Genomic DNA, 14332 nt, shown 5'->3' on the forward strand with positions numbered 1-14332 from the left:
CACGGCGCTGCAGCTCAACGCTCGTGGACGTATGTCCCCGGGGCGGCTTCGCCGGCGGCGTAGGCCCGGTTGCCCAGGCGCGTCGGCGCCTTCTTCAGCTCACCGGCCCGCTCGGCCAGCCAGCTTTGCCAGTGCAGCCACCACGAGTCGGCATGCTTGGTGGCGTTTTCCTGCCAGGCCAGCGGATCACCTGGGCGATCTGTACCGGTCATGAAACGCGCTTTGGGGTTGCCCGGCGGATTCAGGATGCTCTGGATATGCCCGCTGTTGGACAACACGAACTCGATCTTGCCGCCGAACAGGTGCGCCGAGCGGTAGCACGACTGCCACGGGGTGATGTGGTCGGCAGTGCCGGCCACGCTGAAGATGTCGCACTGCACCTGCTTCAGGTCGATCGGCGTGCCGCACACTTCCAGGGCATTGGCGCGGGTCAGCGGGTTGCTCTTGAACATTTCGATCAGGTCGCCATGGAAGGCGGCCGGCAGGCGCGTGGTGTCATTGTTCCAGAACAGGATGTCGAACACCGGCGGCTCGTTGCCGAGCAGGTAGTTGTTGACCCAGTAGTTCCAGATCAGGTCGTTGGGGCGCATCCAGGCGAACACCTTGGCCATTTCGCTACCTTCGAGCACACCGGCCTGGTAGGAGTGGCGCTTGGCTGCCTCCAGGGTCTGCTCGTCGACGAACAGGGCGACCTGGTTATCCATGGTGGTGTCCAGCACGCTCACCAGCAGGGTCAGGGCATTGACCTTGTTCTCGCCCAGGGCGGCATAGTGGCCCACCAGGGCAGTACAGGTAATACCGCCGGAACAGGCACCGAGCATGTTCAGGTCCTTGCTGCCGGTAATCGCCAACACCGCGTCGACCGCTTCCTTGAGCGCATCGATGTAGGTCGACAGGCCCCACTCGCGCTGGGCCTTGGTCGGGTTGCGCCAACTGATGATGAAGGTCTGTTGCTGCGAACGCAGGCAGTAGCGCGCCAGGCTCTTTTCCGGGCTCAGGTCGAACACGTAGAACTTGTTGATCTGCGGCGGTACCACCAGCAATGGGCGGGCATGCACCTGCTCGGTGATCGGGCTGTACTGGATCAGTTCCAGCACGTCGTTGCGGTATACAACGGCGCCTTCGCTGGTGCCCAGGTTCTTGCCCACTTCGAAGGCGTCCATGTTCACTTGGCTGGGCATACCGCCATTGTTGACCAGGTCCTTGGCCAGGTTGGACAGGCCGTCCAGCAGGCTCTTGCCGCCGGTTTCGAAGAAGCGCTTGACCGCCGCAGGGTTGGACAGGGTATTGGTCGGTGCCATGGCTTCGGTCATCAGGTTGATGACGAACTGGCCGCGGCTGATGTCCTGGGGCGACAGGTCGCTGCTGCCGATCCAGTCCTGCAGCTCCTTGCGCCAGGCCAGGTATGTCTGCAGGTAGCGGCGGTAAAGCGGGTTGTGGCTCCAGGCCGGGTCACTGAAGCGACGGTCGTCGCTTTCCGGGGCCAGGCTGGATTTGCCCAGTAGCACATTCTTCAGCTCCAGGCCGAAGTGGGCCACATGCTTGGCGCTGTGCAGCGGTTGGCGCACGGCCTGGCGCAGCACGGTACGTGCCGAACTCAACAGGTCCTTGCGACGAATACCGATGACCGGGTTCAGCCCCAGGGTATTTTCCGAGGCTTGCCGCTGCAGCTCATCGTTGTTCTTGTTACTCATCTACGACGCTCCGTTGTCCTGAGACGAGTACCGGTTTGCTGTGACGGGTGCACAGTGCTGAGCCCGGTACTGCTACTCGGGTGACCAGTGATAAGGAACAGCGGTGCTGCGAAATTGCTGACTACCTGCAAGGTAATGCAGGGAATTGCCACTCCCCATTGGTTACCCGACTTTCATGTAATGCGCAAGACAGCCTTTATTGGGCAGTTTGTAAGGCATTCAAACAGATGCTTCTAGAAAATGCGCTCTAAACCCTGCGGCCCCTGCGCTAGAGCATCAGTTTGACCACCGACTCGGCGGGATCGCGGGACTTGCCGGCCTTGTGCAGCTCGTCGAGGTATTCGGCCCACAGTTGTTCCTTGCGCTGGCACAGCTGTTCGAGGTATTCCCAGGTATACAGGCCGCTGTCATGGCCATCGTCGAAGATCAGTTTCAATGCATATTGGCCGGCAGGTTCCAGGCCGCTGAGGCCGACGTTGATCTTGCCGAACTGCAGGATGGGGTTGCCGTGGCCCTGGACCTCGGCGGAGGGGGAGTGCACGCGCAGGAATTCGGCGGGCAGCTGGTAGACCTCGCCGGGGGCGTAGGTGAGGCTGAGGGTTTTCGAGGCTTTGTGCAGGTTGATGGCGGTGGGCAGACGGGCCATGGGCAGAATCTCTTGGGAGCTGATAATGGACAGCTTCGGGAGATTCAGAGGATTGTGCAAGAGGGCTAATTGCAGCCCATCGCGACACAAGGCCGCTACAGGAGATGGTGGTTCCGGTAGGGACAGCCTTGTGTCGCGATGGGCCACAAGGTGGCCGCTTGCGTCCTTACAAAATGTAACGCGACAGGTCTTCGTTCTGTGCCAGCTCACCCAGGTGGCTGTTCACATAAGCCGCGTCAATCTGGATCGGCGCTTCGTCATGGGTGCTGGCCAGGTCGCCGGCACTGAACGACACCTCTTCGAGCAAGCGCTCGAGCAGGGTGTGCAGGCGGCGGGCACCGATGTTTTCGGTCTTCTCGTTGACCTGGTAGGCGATCTCGGCCAGGCGCTTGATGCCGTCGGCCAGGAACTCGATGTTCAGGCCTTCGGTCTTCAGCAGGGCCTGGTACTGTTCGGTCAGCGACGCGTGCGGTTCCTGCAGGATACGTTCGAAATCTTCCGGGGTCAGTGCCTTGAGCTCCACGCGAATCGGCAGGCGGCCTTGCAGCTCGGGCACCAGGTCGCTCGGCTTGCTCAGGTGGAACGCACCCGAGGCAATGAACAGGATGTGGTCGGTCTTGACCATGCCCAGCTTGGTGTTGACGGTGCAGCCTTCGATCAGTGGCAGCAGGTCACGCTGCACGCCTTCGCGGGACACGTCGGCGCCGCCAACGTTGCCACGCTTGGCAACCTTGTCGATTTCGTCGATGAACACAATGCCGTGCTGCTCGACCGCTTCCAGTGCCTTGGCCTTGAGTTCTTCCTCATTGACCAGGCGGCTCGCTTCTTCATCGCGAACCATCTTCAGCGCTTCCTTGACCTTCAGCTTGCGTGCCTTGCGCTTGCCTTTGCCCATGTTGGCGAACAGGCTCTGCAGCTGGTTGGTCATTTCTTCCATGCCGGGCGGCGCGGCAATTTCGACGCCCACTGCATCGGCTACTTCGATCTCGATTTCCTTGTCGTCCAGCTGGCCTTCGCGCAGGCGCTTGCGGAACAGCTGACGGGTGTTGGAATCAGTGCTGGTCTGCGCGGCTTCCTCGGCAAAGCTGCTGACCCGCGCCTGCGGCAACAGGGCATCGAGGATGCGATCTTCGGCGGCATCTTCGGCGCGGTGGCGCACGCGAATGATTTCTTGCTCGCGCAGCATTTTCAGCGCGGCATCGGCCAGGTCGCGGATGATCGACTCGACATCCCGGCCCACATAGCCCACTTCGGTGAACTTGGTGGCTTCGACCTTGAGAAACGGCGCATTGGCCAGCTTGGCCAGGCGGCGGGCGATTTCGGTCTTGCCGACGCCGGTAGGGCCGATCATCAGGATGTTCTTCGGCGTTACTTCGGCACGCAGCTCGGCGGGGAGCTGCATGCGCCGCCAGCGGTTGCGCAGGGCAATGGCCACGGCGCGCTTGGCGTCATCCTGGCCGATGATGTGGCGGTTGAGTTCGTGGACGATCTCGCGGGGGGTCATGGACATGATCAATTGGGTCCTTGGGCAGATGAGTCAGCGTGGAAAAGCCCCCGCACCGGGCAGGGGCGCCAGAACAGCTGAATCACTCGGCCAGGTCCTGCTCCTCGATGGTCAGGTTGTGGTTGGTGAATACGCAGATGTCGCCGGCGATGTTCAGGGCGGTCTCGGCAATTTCACGGGCAGAAAGGTCGGTCTTGTTCAGCAGGGCGCGTGCAGCGGCCTGGGCATATGCACCGCCCGAGCCCATGGCGATAAGGCCATCTTCGGGTTCGACAACGTCGCCGTTGCCGGTGATGATCAGCGAAGCATCCTTGTTGGCTACCGCCAGCATGGCTTCCAGGCGGCTCAGGGAACGGTCGGTACGCCATTCCTTGGCCAGCTCGACGGCGGCGCGGACCAGGTGGCCCTGATGTTTCTCAAGCTGGCCTTCGAAGCGCTCGAACAGGGTGAACGCGTCGGCAGTGGCGCCGGCAAAGCCCGCGATGACCTGGCCGTGGTACAGGCGGCGCACCTTCTTGGCGTTGCCTTTCATCACGGTGTTGCCGAGGGATACCTGGCCGTCGCCGCCCATGACGACTTTGCCGTTACGGCGGACAGAAACGATGGTGGTCAAGGGGAGAGTCTCCACGCAGCGGGGCGAAAGTGCCTGATGCAGACTCATATGGGGGTGGGGGGAAGGATTTCAACCGCAGGGGATGAATGGTCGCGCTTGGCAGGGGACACCGTGCAAGGGCATTCGCGGGCATGCCCGCTCCCACAGGGGACAGTGATCTGCTGTGGGAGCGGGCGTGCCCGCGAATGGCTTTTACTCAGGCTTCGTGGCAAACGTGCCCGTCGACCAAGGTATAACGCACGGCACCCGGCAGGCAGTGGCCGATGAACGGGCAGTTCTCGCCGCGCGAGAACCACTGCTCGCCAGCCACGGTCGAGGCTTGCGGGTCGAACAGCACCAGGTCGGCAGCGCCGCCCGCCTTCAGCTCGCCGGCTGGCAGGCGCAGGGCCGCCGCCGGGCCGCTGCTCAGGCGCGCCAGCAGGGTTGGCAGGTCGAGCAGGCCGTCCTGCACCAGGGTCATGGCCAGCGGTAGCAGCAACTCGACGCTGCTGATGCCTGGCTCGGTAGCGCCGAACGGGGCCAGTTTGGCATCGCGCTCATGTGGCTGGTGGTGGCTGGAGATCGCCTGGATCACCCCCGACTTCACCGCCGCACGCAGGCCGTCACGGTCGGCGGCGGTGCGCAGCGGTGGTTGCACGTGGTAGAGGCTGGAGAACTCGCGCAGCGATTCGTCGGTGAGGATCAGCTGGTACAGCGCTACATCAGCGGTCACCGGCAGGCCTAGTTGCTGGGCCTGTTCGATCAGCCGCGCGCCCCGGGCGCTGGTGATCTGGGTGAAGTGCGCACGTACGCCAGTCTGTTCCACCAGCAGCAGGTTGCGCGCCAGGGCCACGGTCTCGGCGGTTTCCGGGATGCCTGGCAGGCCGAGGAAGCTGGCCATGGCACCTTCATGGGCCAGGCCGCCCTGGGCCAGGTCGCGGTCCTGGGAGTGGAACACCACGGTCAGGTCGAAGGTGGCAGCGTATTCCAGGGCGCGCGCCAGGGTACGGTTGTTGGGGATTTCCTTCAGGCCGTTGCCGAACGCCACACAGCCGGTGTCGCGCAGGGCCACCAGCTCGGCCAGTTGCTCGCCTTCCAGGCCCTTGGTCAGGGCGCCGATCGGATAGACCTTGCTGTTGGCGGCCTCGCGGGCGCGGTCAAGGATCAGCTCGGCCACCGCCGAAGTGTCCAGTACCGGCTTGGTCTGTGGCGGGCAGCACAGGCTGGTGACCCCGCCTGCCACGGCAGCGCGGGTTTCGCTGGCGATGTTGCCTTTGCGGCTGTAACCCGGCTCGCGCAGCGACACCCCGAGGTCTACCAGGCCAGGCGCGGCGATCAGGCCGGCGGCGTGGATCGTGCGGCTGGCACTGAACCCGGCCGGGGCGGCGCCAATGGCGGCAATGCGACCGCCGTCGAGGTGCAGGTCGGTGACCTGGTCGAAGCCACTGTTCGGGTCGATGACCCGGGCGCCGAGAATACTGACGGTCACTGGGTGTTCTCCTGCTCGAATTGACGTTGCGCGTTCTGCCCGCTCATGGCCATGGACAGCACAGCCATGCGCACGGCGATGCCGTAAGTGACCTGGTTGAGGATCACCGAATGCTTGCCGTCGGCTACCGCCGACTCGATTTCCACGCCGCGGTTGATCGGGCCGGGGTGCATGACGATGGCATCGGGTTTGGCGCCGGCCAGGCGCGCGGTGGTCAGGCCGAACAGGCGGTAGAACTCGCCTTCGCTGGGCAGCAGGCCGCCGGCCATGCGCTCACGCTGCAGGCGCAGCATGATCACCACATCGACGTCTTTCAGGCCTTCGGCAAGGTCGGTGTAGACTTTCACCCCGTACTGCTCAATACCCACGGGAATCAGGGTTTTCGGGCCGACCACGCGAATGTCCGGGCAGCCCAGCGCCTTGAGCGCAAGCATGTCGGAGCGGGCTACGCGTGAATGCAGGATGTCACCGACGATCGCCACCGAGAGGTTCTCGAAGCTGCCTTTGTGGCGACGAATGGTGAGCATGTCGAGCATGCCCTGGGTCGGGTGCGCATGGCGGCCATCACCGCCGTTGATCACGGCAACTTCGGGGCACACGTGCTCGGCGATGAAGTGCGCGGCACCGGAGTCCGAGTGGCGTACCACGAACATGTCGGCGGCCATGGCCTCAAGGTTGCGCAGGGTGTCGAACAGGGTTTCGCCCTTGCTGGTCGAAGACGTCGACACGTTCAGGCTGATCACGTCGGCCGACAGGCGCTGGGCTGCCAGTTCGAAGGTGGTACGGGTACGGGTCGAGTTCTCGAAGAACACGTTGCACACGGTCTTGCCGCGCAGCAACGGGACTTTCTTCACGGCCCGGGCACCGACTTCCAGGAAGGAGTCGGCGGTGTCGAGGATCTCGGTGAGCAGTTCACGGGGCAAACCGTCGAGCGAGAGGAAGTGGCGCAGCTGGCCCTGATCATTGAGCTGCAGCGGGCGCTTGGCGTCGATTGGCGTCATCGCGGGGGGACTCTTAAAGGGCGGAAGCGTTGGCGAGGTCCTGGCGCTCGAGGGCGAGCGGTGCGGGTCCGGTCAATTTTACCCGTTCATGGGCCGCCAGCGACAGGGTGGCGCCGAGCACATTCGGGCGGATAGGCAGTTCACCGGCATCCAGGTCCAGCAGGCAGACCAGGGTGACGCTGGCCGGGCGGCCATAATCGAACAGTTCGTTGAGCGCGGCGCGCACCGTGCGGCCGCTCATCAGCACGTCATCCACCAGCACCAGGTGCTGGCCCTCGACCTCGAACGGCAGCTCGGACGGGCGCACTTGCGGGTGCAGGCCGTTCTGGCTGAAGTCGTCGCGATAGAACGACACGTCCAGGGTGCCCATGGGGCTGGTGTCGCCCATGGCTTCCTGCAGGGCCTGGGCGACCCAGACACCGCCCGTGCGGATACCGATATAGCGTGGCTCGGCAATTTTTCGGCGGGCCAGGTGGGCGCGAAGGTCGACAGCCATCTGCCGAATCAGCTTGGCGGGATCGGGTAGGCTCATTGCAGGCTCCTTGGAAGGGTGCGCCGAGCGGGCCCGGCGGCAAAGATGATCAGGTGTTGGCCTCCAGCCAGCCTTGCAGCAACAAGGCGGCGGCAATGGCATCGACCGGGTTGTCACGGTAGCTGCCGCGCTGGCCGCCACGGGCCATGCGCTCGCCTTTGGCCTCGAAGGTGGTCAGGCGCTCGTCGTGGGTGTGCACCGGCAGGTTGAAACGGCCGTTCAGGCGGCGGGCGAATTTTTCTGCGCGGGCGCTCATTTCGCTGGGGGTGCCATCCATGTTCAGCGGCAGGCCGACGACGATGGCATCAGGCTTCCACTCGGCAATCAGCTTTTCTACCTGGGCCCAGTCCGGCACACCATTCTGTGCCTTCAGGGTGCACAGCTCGCGGGCCTGGCCGGTGACTACCTGGCCGACGGCTACGCCGATCTGTTTGCTGCCGTAGTCGAAACCCAGCAGCAGGCGTGGTTCAGGCTGCAGTTCGGCCATCAGGCGTGGCCCGCCTGACTGGTCAGCAGGTTCAGGTTGATGCCCAGGCTGGCGGCTGCGGCTTCCAGGCGCAGGTCGCTGGCCAGGCCGAAGATGATTTCCGGGTCGAACGGGCAGTTGAGCCAGGCGTTGTCGGCAAGCTCGGCTTCCAGCTGGCCCGCTTCCCAGCCGGCATAACCCAGGGTAATCAGGCTCTTCTGCGGCCCCACGCCTTCGGCGATGGCGAACAGTACATCCTGCGAAGTGGACAGTGACAGGCCCTGTAGTTCTACGGTGGCCTGGTAGCTGCATTCGCTGCTATGCAGCACGAAGCCACGGTCGGTCTGCACCGGGCCACCTTGGTAGATCGGCACCTGCAGGGTGCTGGCCGGTGGCGCTTCGTCCGGGCGCAACTGTTCGAGGATGTCGGCCAGGTTGAGTTCCTGCGGCCGATTCACCACCAGCCCCATGGCGCCATGGGCGTTGTGCTCGACGATGTACGTGAGGGTCTGGGCGAAGTTCGGATCGGCCATGTGCGGCATGGCGATCAGGAACTGATGCTTGAGGTAGCTCGGCGTGAGGTTTTTCATGGAGGATAGTGTGGCGCCAGGTGGCGAGGCTGACAAGGTGCGGATTTGTGTCGTCGTTTTGGCTCGGGCGTGAGGGGCTTGGCGTCTGTCAGGCCTGGCGCCGCCTGCTCGCGATGCACCGCGCGGGCGGCGCTCGATATCCGCACCAACCCATCCCATGTCCAGCGACAATGCTCAGTTACTGGACAAACGGTCCCCGCGGGCAAAGCGCCAGGTGCGGATGATTTCCAGCCGGTCGAACTCGGCCAGGTCGCCGGTAAACGGCGCGAACGGCGCCGCCAGCCGCACGATGCGCTGCGCCGCCTGGTCGAGTACCGGCTGCCCGGACGACTCCAGCACCAACACCTCGTACAACGAGCCATCGCGGTTGATCGACACCATCATCCGCAGGTTGCCGTAGATCTGCTGCCGACGCGCCTCCTCGGGGTAGTTGAGATTGCCCACCCGTTCGACCTTCTTGCGCCACTCTTCCTTGTACCAGGCGCCCTTGTCACGCATGGTCGACGCGGCATTCAGGCGGTGGATGCGCGGGCGCTTGGCATACATCTGCTGCTCGTTGGAAAGCTCGGCTTCGAGGCTGGCGATCTGGCTCGACAGTTGCGAACTGTCGAACTCCGGCGTGGCGGCCGCGGGTTTGGGTTGCGGCTTGCTTTCCTTGGGCTTGGGCTCGACCTTCTGCGCTTTCGGTGCCTTGGTTGCCACCGCGGACTTTTCCGGTACGGGCGGGGGCGTCACTTCGGGCTTGGCCGCAGGCGGCGGGGTGACCTTGTTGATCTTGCTGTCCTGGAACGGCGCCACCTCGGTGGTGGTAGGCACCGCTTTCTTCTCCAGGGTGCCGCTACCCTGCTGGTTGTCCTGAGCCTGGAAGTCGGCCTTTTCCGGGCGCTTCTCGCTCTTGAACGAGGCCAGGGTGATGTCCATGGTCTGGCGGATTTCCGCCGGCTTGACCACGGTGAAACCCACGCCAAGGATCAGCGCCAGGTGCACCAGGGCAGCCAGGAACAAGGTAAAGCCAAGCCGATCCACCGGGCGAACGCGCGGTGGCAGCAGGTCGGCGGGGATGTCGGCAGGCAGCGTCATCAAGTATCCAGCAACCGCAGGGCGGGGCAGCAGCTCAGTCGAAAAGGACCGGCATCATACCCCACTCCGCGCATTTGCTCCGCGTCGGCGGTCAGCGCGCCTTGAGCTTGCGATCAATGGCATCCATCAGCTTGCCACCGATGTCGGTGTTGTAGGCCGCGTCGATCTCGCGGATGCAGGTGGGGCTGGTGACGTTGATTTCGGTGAGGTAGTCGCCGATCACGTCCAGACCGACGAACAGCAGGCCCTTTTCGCGTAGGGTCGGGCCGACCTGGGTGGCAATCCAGCGGTCGCGCTCGGTCAGTGGGCGCGCCTCGCCACGGCCGCCGGCAGCCAGGTTGCCACGGGTTTCGCCGCTGGCCGGGATGCGCGCCAGGCAGTAGTCGACCGGGTCGCCGTCGATCATCAGGATGCGCTTGTCGCCATCCTTGATCTGCGGCAGGTATTCCTGGGCCATGATTTGCTGGTTGCCGTGCTGGGTCAGCGTTTCAAGGATGACCGACAGGTTGGGGTCGCTCTTGCGGTGGCGGAACACCGAGGCGCCGCCCATGCCGTCCAGCGGCTTCAGGATCACGTCGCCGCGGCTGTCGGCGAACTCGCGCAGGATGTCGACACGACGGCTGACCAGGGTCGGCGCCATGCACTGCGGGAACTGCGTGGCGAACAGCTTTTCGTTGCAGTCGCGCAGGCTCTGTGGGCGGTTGACCACCAGCACACCTTCGCGCTCGGCCTGTTCCAGCAGGTAGGTGCTGTAGACGAACTCCATGTCGAAGGGCGGGTCCTTGCGCATCAGCACCACGTCCAGCTCGGCCAGTGCGCTGTCCTGCTCCTCGCCCAGTTCGAACCAGCGGGCCGGGTCGGCGAACACCTTCAGCGGGCGCATCTGCGCGCGGGCCTGGCCGGCACCGAGGTACAGGTCGCGCTGTTCCATGTAGAACAGTTCCCAGCCACGCGCCTGGGCGGCCAGCAGCATGGCCAGCGAGCTGTCCTTCTTGTAGGAGATGGACGCGATGGGGTCCATGACAATGCCGAGGCGAACGCTCATGGGGTGGTTCCTCTTGGCGGCGCGTGGCCGCGGTGGATCGAAAGTAAAGTGGCTCAGGGTGGCGCCGTGAACGCCGCTGGTCAAGGGGCGCGGCAGATGGAACGGGCACCCGGAGTGTGCTAAAAATGCCAGTCAGAGTGCTGTGCAACAGGACTTTGAGGCTGCTGCGCAGCCCGATCGCGACGCAGCGGCCCCACGATTTCCGCATTATCAGCCACGGTAGCCCAACAGATGGAACAACCCCTGAAGGTGATGGTGATCGACGATTCGCGCACGATCCGCCGCACCGCACAGATGTTGCTCGGTGAAGCGGGCTGCGAGGTGATCACCGCCAGCGATGGCTTCGATGCCCTGGCCAAGATCGTCGACCACCGGCCCAGCATCATCTTCGTCGATGTGCTGATGCCGCGCCTGGACGGCTACCAGACCTGTGCGGTGATAAAGCACAACAGTGCCTTCAAGGACACCCCGGTCATCCTGCTCTCGTCGCGTGACGGCCTGTTCGACAAGGCCCGCGGCCGGGTGGTCGGGTCGGACCAGTTCCTGACCAAGCCGTTCAGCAAGGAAGAACTGCTCGATGCGATCCGTGCCCATGTGCCCGGTTTTGCCGCGACCCAACAACACGCACCCTGACCGCGTCATGCCATGGCACGGTCTTTCTTTCCTGATGGGGAAACAGCATGGCCCGAGTTCTGATTGTCGACGACTCGCCGACAGAGATGTACCGATTGACCGAATGGCTGGAAAAGCACGGCTTCCAGGTGCTCAAGGCCAGCAACGGTGCCGATGGCGTGGCCCTGGCCCGGCAGGACAAGCCAGACGCGGTGCTGATGGACATCGTCATGCCCGGCATGAACGGCTTCCAGGCCACTCGCCAGCTCAGCAAGGACCCGGAAACCAGCGCCATCCCGGTGATCGTGGTCACCACCAAGGACCAGGAAACCGACCGGGTCTGGGCTAGCCGTCAGGGCGCCCGTGACTTCCTGACCAAACCGGTGGAGGAGGACGCCTTGATCGCCAAGCTCAAAGAGGTGCTGGGGGCTTGACCACCCGCCCGCAGGGCGCGTCGCTGACCGCCTTCGAGTTGTTGCTGGACATCGACCGGCGCTGCCGTCTGCTGGTCGCCGACCAGCCGCCGCAGGACCAGCGCCTGCAACAGTGGAGCGGCATCGGCTTTCGCATTGCCGGCCAATGGTTCGTGGCGCCCATGGGCGAGGTGGCCGAGGTGTTGCGCGAACCGCGCAGCAGCCGTGTCCCTGGCGTGCAGCCGTGGGTGTGTGGGGTGGCCAACCTGCGTGGTCGGCTGTTGCCGGTGATGGACCTGAGCAGCTTCTTTGGCCTGGGCCAGGCCGCCCCGGGCAAGCAGCGGCGGGTGCTGGTGCTGGACCACGATGACCTGTTCGTCGGCCTGCTGGTGGATGAGGTGCTGGGCCTGCAGCACTTCGCCCTGGACAGCCTGCAGTTGTCGCCGCCGCAGCCGCTGATCCACGCCGCTGCACCCTTTGTGCAGGGGCACTTCCCGCGTGAACGCAACTGGGCGATTTTCAGTCCCTTTGCCCTGGCCCAGGCGCCGGGCTTTCTCGATGTGGCGTTATAGGACCTGCGAACGTGAACAAGCCTGCCCCTCCCGTCACCACTACCACCGTGACCCCACGTACCCGCAGCATTGCGCAGATCACCGTACTGTTCCTGGTCCTGATCCTGTCGATCATTCTGCTGTTCGCCAACTTTGCCTACCTCAACACCCAGTCCAACTACGACAAGCAGTACATCGGCCATGCCGGCGAGCTGCGGGTGCTGTCGCAACGTATCGCCAAGAATGCGACCGAAGCCGCCACGGGCAAGGCGCTGGCGTTCAAGCTGTTGTCGGATTCGCGCAACGATTTCGAACGGCGCTGGGGCTACCTGCGCGAAGGTGACAAGTCCACCGGCCTGCCACCGGCGCCGCCGGCGGTGCGTGACGAGATGGAAGCGGTACGCCGTGACTGGGAAAACCTGCGCAGAAACACCGACACCATCCTGGCCAGCGAACAGACCGTATTGTCTCTGCACCAGGTGGCGGCGACCCTGGCCGAGACCGTGCCGCAGTTGCAGGTGGAATACGAAAAGGTGGTCGAGATCCTGCTGCAAAGCGGAGCCCCGGCCAGCCAGGTGGCGGTGGCCCAGCGCCAGCTGCTGCTCGCCGAACGCATCCTCGGCTCGGTCAACACCGTGCTGGCCGGCGATGACGCCGCAGCCCAGGCGGCCGACGCCTTTGGTCGCGATGCCGGGCGTTTTGGCCAGGTGCTGGAGGGCATGCTCAACGGTAACGCGGCAATCCAGGTGACCCGTGTCGAGGATGCCGACGCCCGCGCGCGGCTGGCCGAAATCGCCGAGCTGTTCCAGTTCGTCGCCGGCTCCGTGGACGAGATCCTCGAAACCTCGCCCGAGCTATTTCGTGTACGTGAAGCTGCGGGCAATCTCTTCAGCCTGTCGCAAACCCTGCTCGACGAGGCCTCGCACCTGGCCAACGGCTTCGAGAACCTGGCCGGTGGGCGTACCCTCGACACCGTTGGCGGCTACATTCTCGGCCTGCTGGCGCTGACCTCGATCATTCTCATCGGCCTGGTCATGGTGCGCACCACCAACCGCCAGTTGCGCGAGACAGCGGAAAAGAACGAACGCAACCAGCAGGCGATCATGCGCCTGCTCGATGAGATCGAAGAACTGGCCGATGGCGACCTGACCGTGACCGTGTCGGTGACCGAAGACTTTACCGGTGCCATCGCCGATTCGATCAATTATTCGGTGGACCAGCTGCGCGACCTGGTCGCCACCATCAACCACAGTGCCATGCAGGTCGCCGCTGCGGTGCAGGACACGCAGAACACCGCTCGCCAGCTGGCCAAGGCCTCGGAACACCAGGCCGAGCAGATCAGCGAGGCCTCAGAGGCCGTCGGCGACATGGTCGAGTCGATCGACCGGGTTTCGGCCCACGCCTACGAGTCAGCCAAGGTGGCCGAGCGCTCGGTGGCGATCGCCAACAAGGGCAACGAGGTGGTGCATAACACCATCAACGGCATGGACAATATTCGCGAGCAGATCCAGGACACCGCCAAGCGGATCAAGCGCCTGGGCGAGTCCTCCCAGGAAATCGGCGATATCGTCAGCCTGATCGACGACATTGCCGACCAGACCAACATTCTTGCCCTCAACGCGGCAATCCAGGCCTCGCTCGCCGGTGAAGCCGGCCGGGGTTTTGCCGTGGTCGCCGATGAAGTGCAGCGCCTGGCCGAGCGTTCATCCTCGGCCACGCGACAGATCGAAGCGCTGGTGCGCACCATCCAGGCCGACACCAACGAGGCAGTGATTTCCATGGAGCAGACCACCGCCGAAGTGGTGCGCGGAGCACGCCTGGCCCAGGATGCCGGGGTAGCGCTGGCCGAGATCGAAGGGGTATCGCAGAACCTCGCCGACCTTATCCACAGCATCTCTGACGCGGCCCAGTTGCAGACCTCTTCGGCCGGGCAGATTTCCCACACCATGGCGGTGATCCAGCAGATCACCGCGCAAACTTCGGCCGGCTCCAGCGCCACTGCCGACAGCATCCGCCACCTGGCTCGCATGGCCAGCGAGATGCGCCGTTCGGTGTCCGGGTTCACCCTGCCGCCGCCTGCAGAGCCCATGACGAGCCCTAGTGAAGCGCCGCGCTGA

The 14332-nt window shown here is 64.3% G+C and carries 15 protein-coding genes; 4 read left to right on the forward strand and 11 right to left on the reverse strand.

What is annotated here, in order from left to right:
• Positions 1-14 precede the first annotated feature (14 nt).
• The 11 genes from phaC to gshB all read right to left on the reverse strand — a co-directional run bounded on the left by phaC (position 15) and on the right by gshB (position 10639).
• The gene (gene phaC / locus HU760_RS02860) at positions 15-1694 is read right to left on the reverse strand and encodes a class II poly(R)-hydroxyalkanoic acid synthase (protein WP_186672340.1); all 1680 of its coding nucleotides are present in this window, start codon (positions 1692-1694) and stop codon (positions 15-17) included.
• 268 nt (positions 1695-1962) lie between these two features.
• Positions 1963-2340, reverse strand: coding sequence for a gamma-butyrobetaine hydroxylase family protein (locus HU760_RS02865; RefSeq protein ID WP_186672342.1), 378 nt, complete (start codon positions 2338-2340; stop codon positions 1963-1965).
• 166 nt (positions 2341-2506) lie between these two features.
• Positions 2507-3850, reverse strand: coding sequence for an ATP-dependent protease ATPase subunit HslU (hslU, locus tag HU760_RS02870; protein WP_015272084.1), 1344 nt, complete (start codon positions 3848-3850; stop codon positions 2507-2509).
• A gap of 76 nt (positions 3851-3926) precedes the next feature.
• Entirely contained in the window at positions 3927-4457 is a 531-nt protein-coding gene (gene hslV / locus HU760_RS02875) for an ATP-dependent protease subunit HslV (RefSeq protein WP_025340909.1), read from the reverse strand.
• Positions 4458-4653: 196 nt separating this feature from the next.
• Positions 4654-5925 carry a dihydroorotase gene (locus tag HU760_RS02880; protein WP_186672344.1) on the reverse strand — a complete coding sequence of 424 codons (1272 nt, stop codon included), beginning with the start codon at positions 5923-5925 and terminating at the stop codon, positions 4654-4656.
• A complete protein-coding gene (locus HU760_RS02885; protein WP_186672346.1) occupies positions 5922-6926 on the reverse strand; it encodes an aspartate carbamoyltransferase catalytic subunit in 1005 nt (334 codons plus the stop codon). The genes HU760_RS02880 and HU760_RS02885 overlap by 4 nt, the downstream gene beginning before the upstream one ends.
• Before the next feature lie 13 nt (positions 6927-6939).
• Entirely contained in the window at positions 6940-7458 is a 519-nt protein-coding gene (gene pyrR / locus HU760_RS02890) for a bifunctional pyr operon transcriptional regulator/uracil phosphoribosyltransferase PyrR (RefSeq protein ID WP_186672348.1), read from the reverse strand.
• A 49-nt stretch (positions 7459-7507) separates the two neighbouring features.
• On the reverse strand, positions 7508-7945 hold the full coding sequence (ruvX, locus tag HU760_RS02895) for a Holliday junction resolvase RuvX (protein WP_186672355.1): 438 nt from the start codon (positions 7943-7945) through the stop codon (positions 7508-7510).
• Positions 7945-8514: a YqgE/AlgH family protein gene (locus tag HU760_RS02900; RefSeq protein WP_170033190.1), complete on the reverse strand. Its 570-nt coding sequence runs from the start codon at positions 8512-8514 to the stop codon at positions 7945-7947. The genes ruvX and HU760_RS02900 overlap by 1 nt, the downstream gene beginning before the upstream one ends.
• 174 nt (positions 8515-8688) lie before the next feature.
• A complete protein-coding gene (locus HU760_RS02905) occupies positions 8689-9594 on the reverse strand; it encodes an energy transducer TonB (RefSeq protein WP_186672358.1) in 906 nt (301 codons plus the stop codon).
• 91 nt (positions 9595-9685) lie between these two features.
• Positions 9686-10639, reverse strand: a complete 954-nt coding sequence (gene gshB, locus HU760_RS02910; RefSeq protein ID WP_186672360.1) for a glutathione synthase — start codon at positions 10637-10639, stop codon at positions 9686-9688.
• A gap of 231 nt (positions 10640-10870) precedes the next feature.
• Between gshB and HU760_RS02915 the strand changes: the two genes are divergently transcribed.
• From HU760_RS02915 to HU760_RS02930, 4 genes are read left to right on the forward strand one after another with little or no spacing between them, the layout of a single operon-like run.
• The gene (locus tag HU760_RS02915; RefSeq protein WP_186672362.1) at positions 10871-11272 is read left to right on the forward strand and encodes a response regulator; all 402 of its coding nucleotides are present in this window, start codon (positions 10871-10873) and stop codon (positions 11270-11272) included.
• A gap of 47 nt (positions 11273-11319) precedes the next feature.
• Positions 11320-11685 carry a twitching motility response regulator PilH gene (gene pilH / locus HU760_RS02920; protein WP_186672368.1) on the forward strand — a complete coding sequence of 122 codons (366 nt, stop codon included), beginning with the start codon at positions 11320-11322 and terminating at the stop codon, positions 11683-11685.
• Complete coding sequence (locus HU760_RS02925) at positions 11682-12236, forward strand: chemotaxis protein CheW (RefSeq protein ID WP_186672370.1); 555 nt, start codon at positions 11682-11684, stop codon at positions 12234-12236. The genes pilH and HU760_RS02925 overlap by 4 nt, the downstream gene beginning before the upstream one ends.
• 47 nt (positions 12237-12283) lie before the next feature.
• Positions 12284-14332, forward strand: a complete 2049-nt coding sequence (locus HU760_RS02930; RefSeq protein ID WP_367615775.1) for a methyl-accepting chemotaxis protein — start codon at positions 12284-12286, stop codon at positions 14330-14332.

This window comes from Pseudomonas oryzicola (genome assembly GCF_014269185.2).
GTDB lineage: Bacteria > Pseudomonadota > Gammaproteobacteria > Pseudomonadales > Pseudomonadaceae > Aquipseudomonas > Aquipseudomonas oryzicola.

Excerpts from the sequence above, each read along its gene's own strand:
- phaC (WP_186672340.1), bottom strand. The coding sequence starts at position 1,694 with ATGAGTAACAAGAACAACGATGAGCTGCAGCGGCAAGCCTCGGAAAAT.
- HU760_RS02865 (WP_186672342.1), bottom strand. The coding sequence starts at position 2,340 with ATGGCCCGTCTGCCCACCGCCATCAACCTGCACAAAGCCTCGAAAACC.
- hslU (WP_015272084.1), bottom strand. The coding sequence starts at position 3,850 with ATGTCCATGACCCCCCGCGAGATCGTCCACGAACTCAACCGCCACATC.
- HU760_RS02885 (WP_186672346.1), bottom strand. The coding sequence starts at position 6,926 with ATGACGCCAATCGACGCCAAGCGCCCGCTGCAGCTCAATGATCAGGGC.
- pyrR (WP_186672348.1), bottom strand. The coding sequence starts at position 7,458 with ATGAGCCTACCCGATCCCGCCAAGCTGATTCGGCAGATGGCTGTCGAC.
- ruvX (WP_186672355.1), bottom strand. The coding sequence starts at position 7,945 with ATGGCCGAACTGCAGCCTGAACCACGCCTGCTGCTGGGTTTCGACTAC.
- HU760_RS02900 (WP_170033190.1), bottom strand. The coding sequence starts at position 8,514 with ATGAAAAACCTCACGCCGAGCTACCTCAAGCATCAGTTCCTGATCGCC.
- HU760_RS02905 (WP_186672358.1), bottom strand. The coding sequence starts at position 9,594 with ATGACGCTGCCTGCCGACATCCCCGCCGACCTGCTGCCACCGCGCGTT.
- gshB (WP_186672360.1), bottom strand. The coding sequence starts at position 10,639 with ATGAGCGTTCGCCTCGGCATTGTCATGGACCCCATCGCGTCCATCTCC.
- HU760_RS02915 (WP_186672362.1), top strand. The coding sequence starts at position 10,871 with ATGGAACAACCCCTGAAGGTGATGGTGATCGACGATTCGCGCACGATC.
- pilH (WP_186672368.1), top strand. The coding sequence starts at position 11,320 with ATGGCCCGAGTTCTGATTGTCGACGACTCGCCGACAGAGATGTACCGA.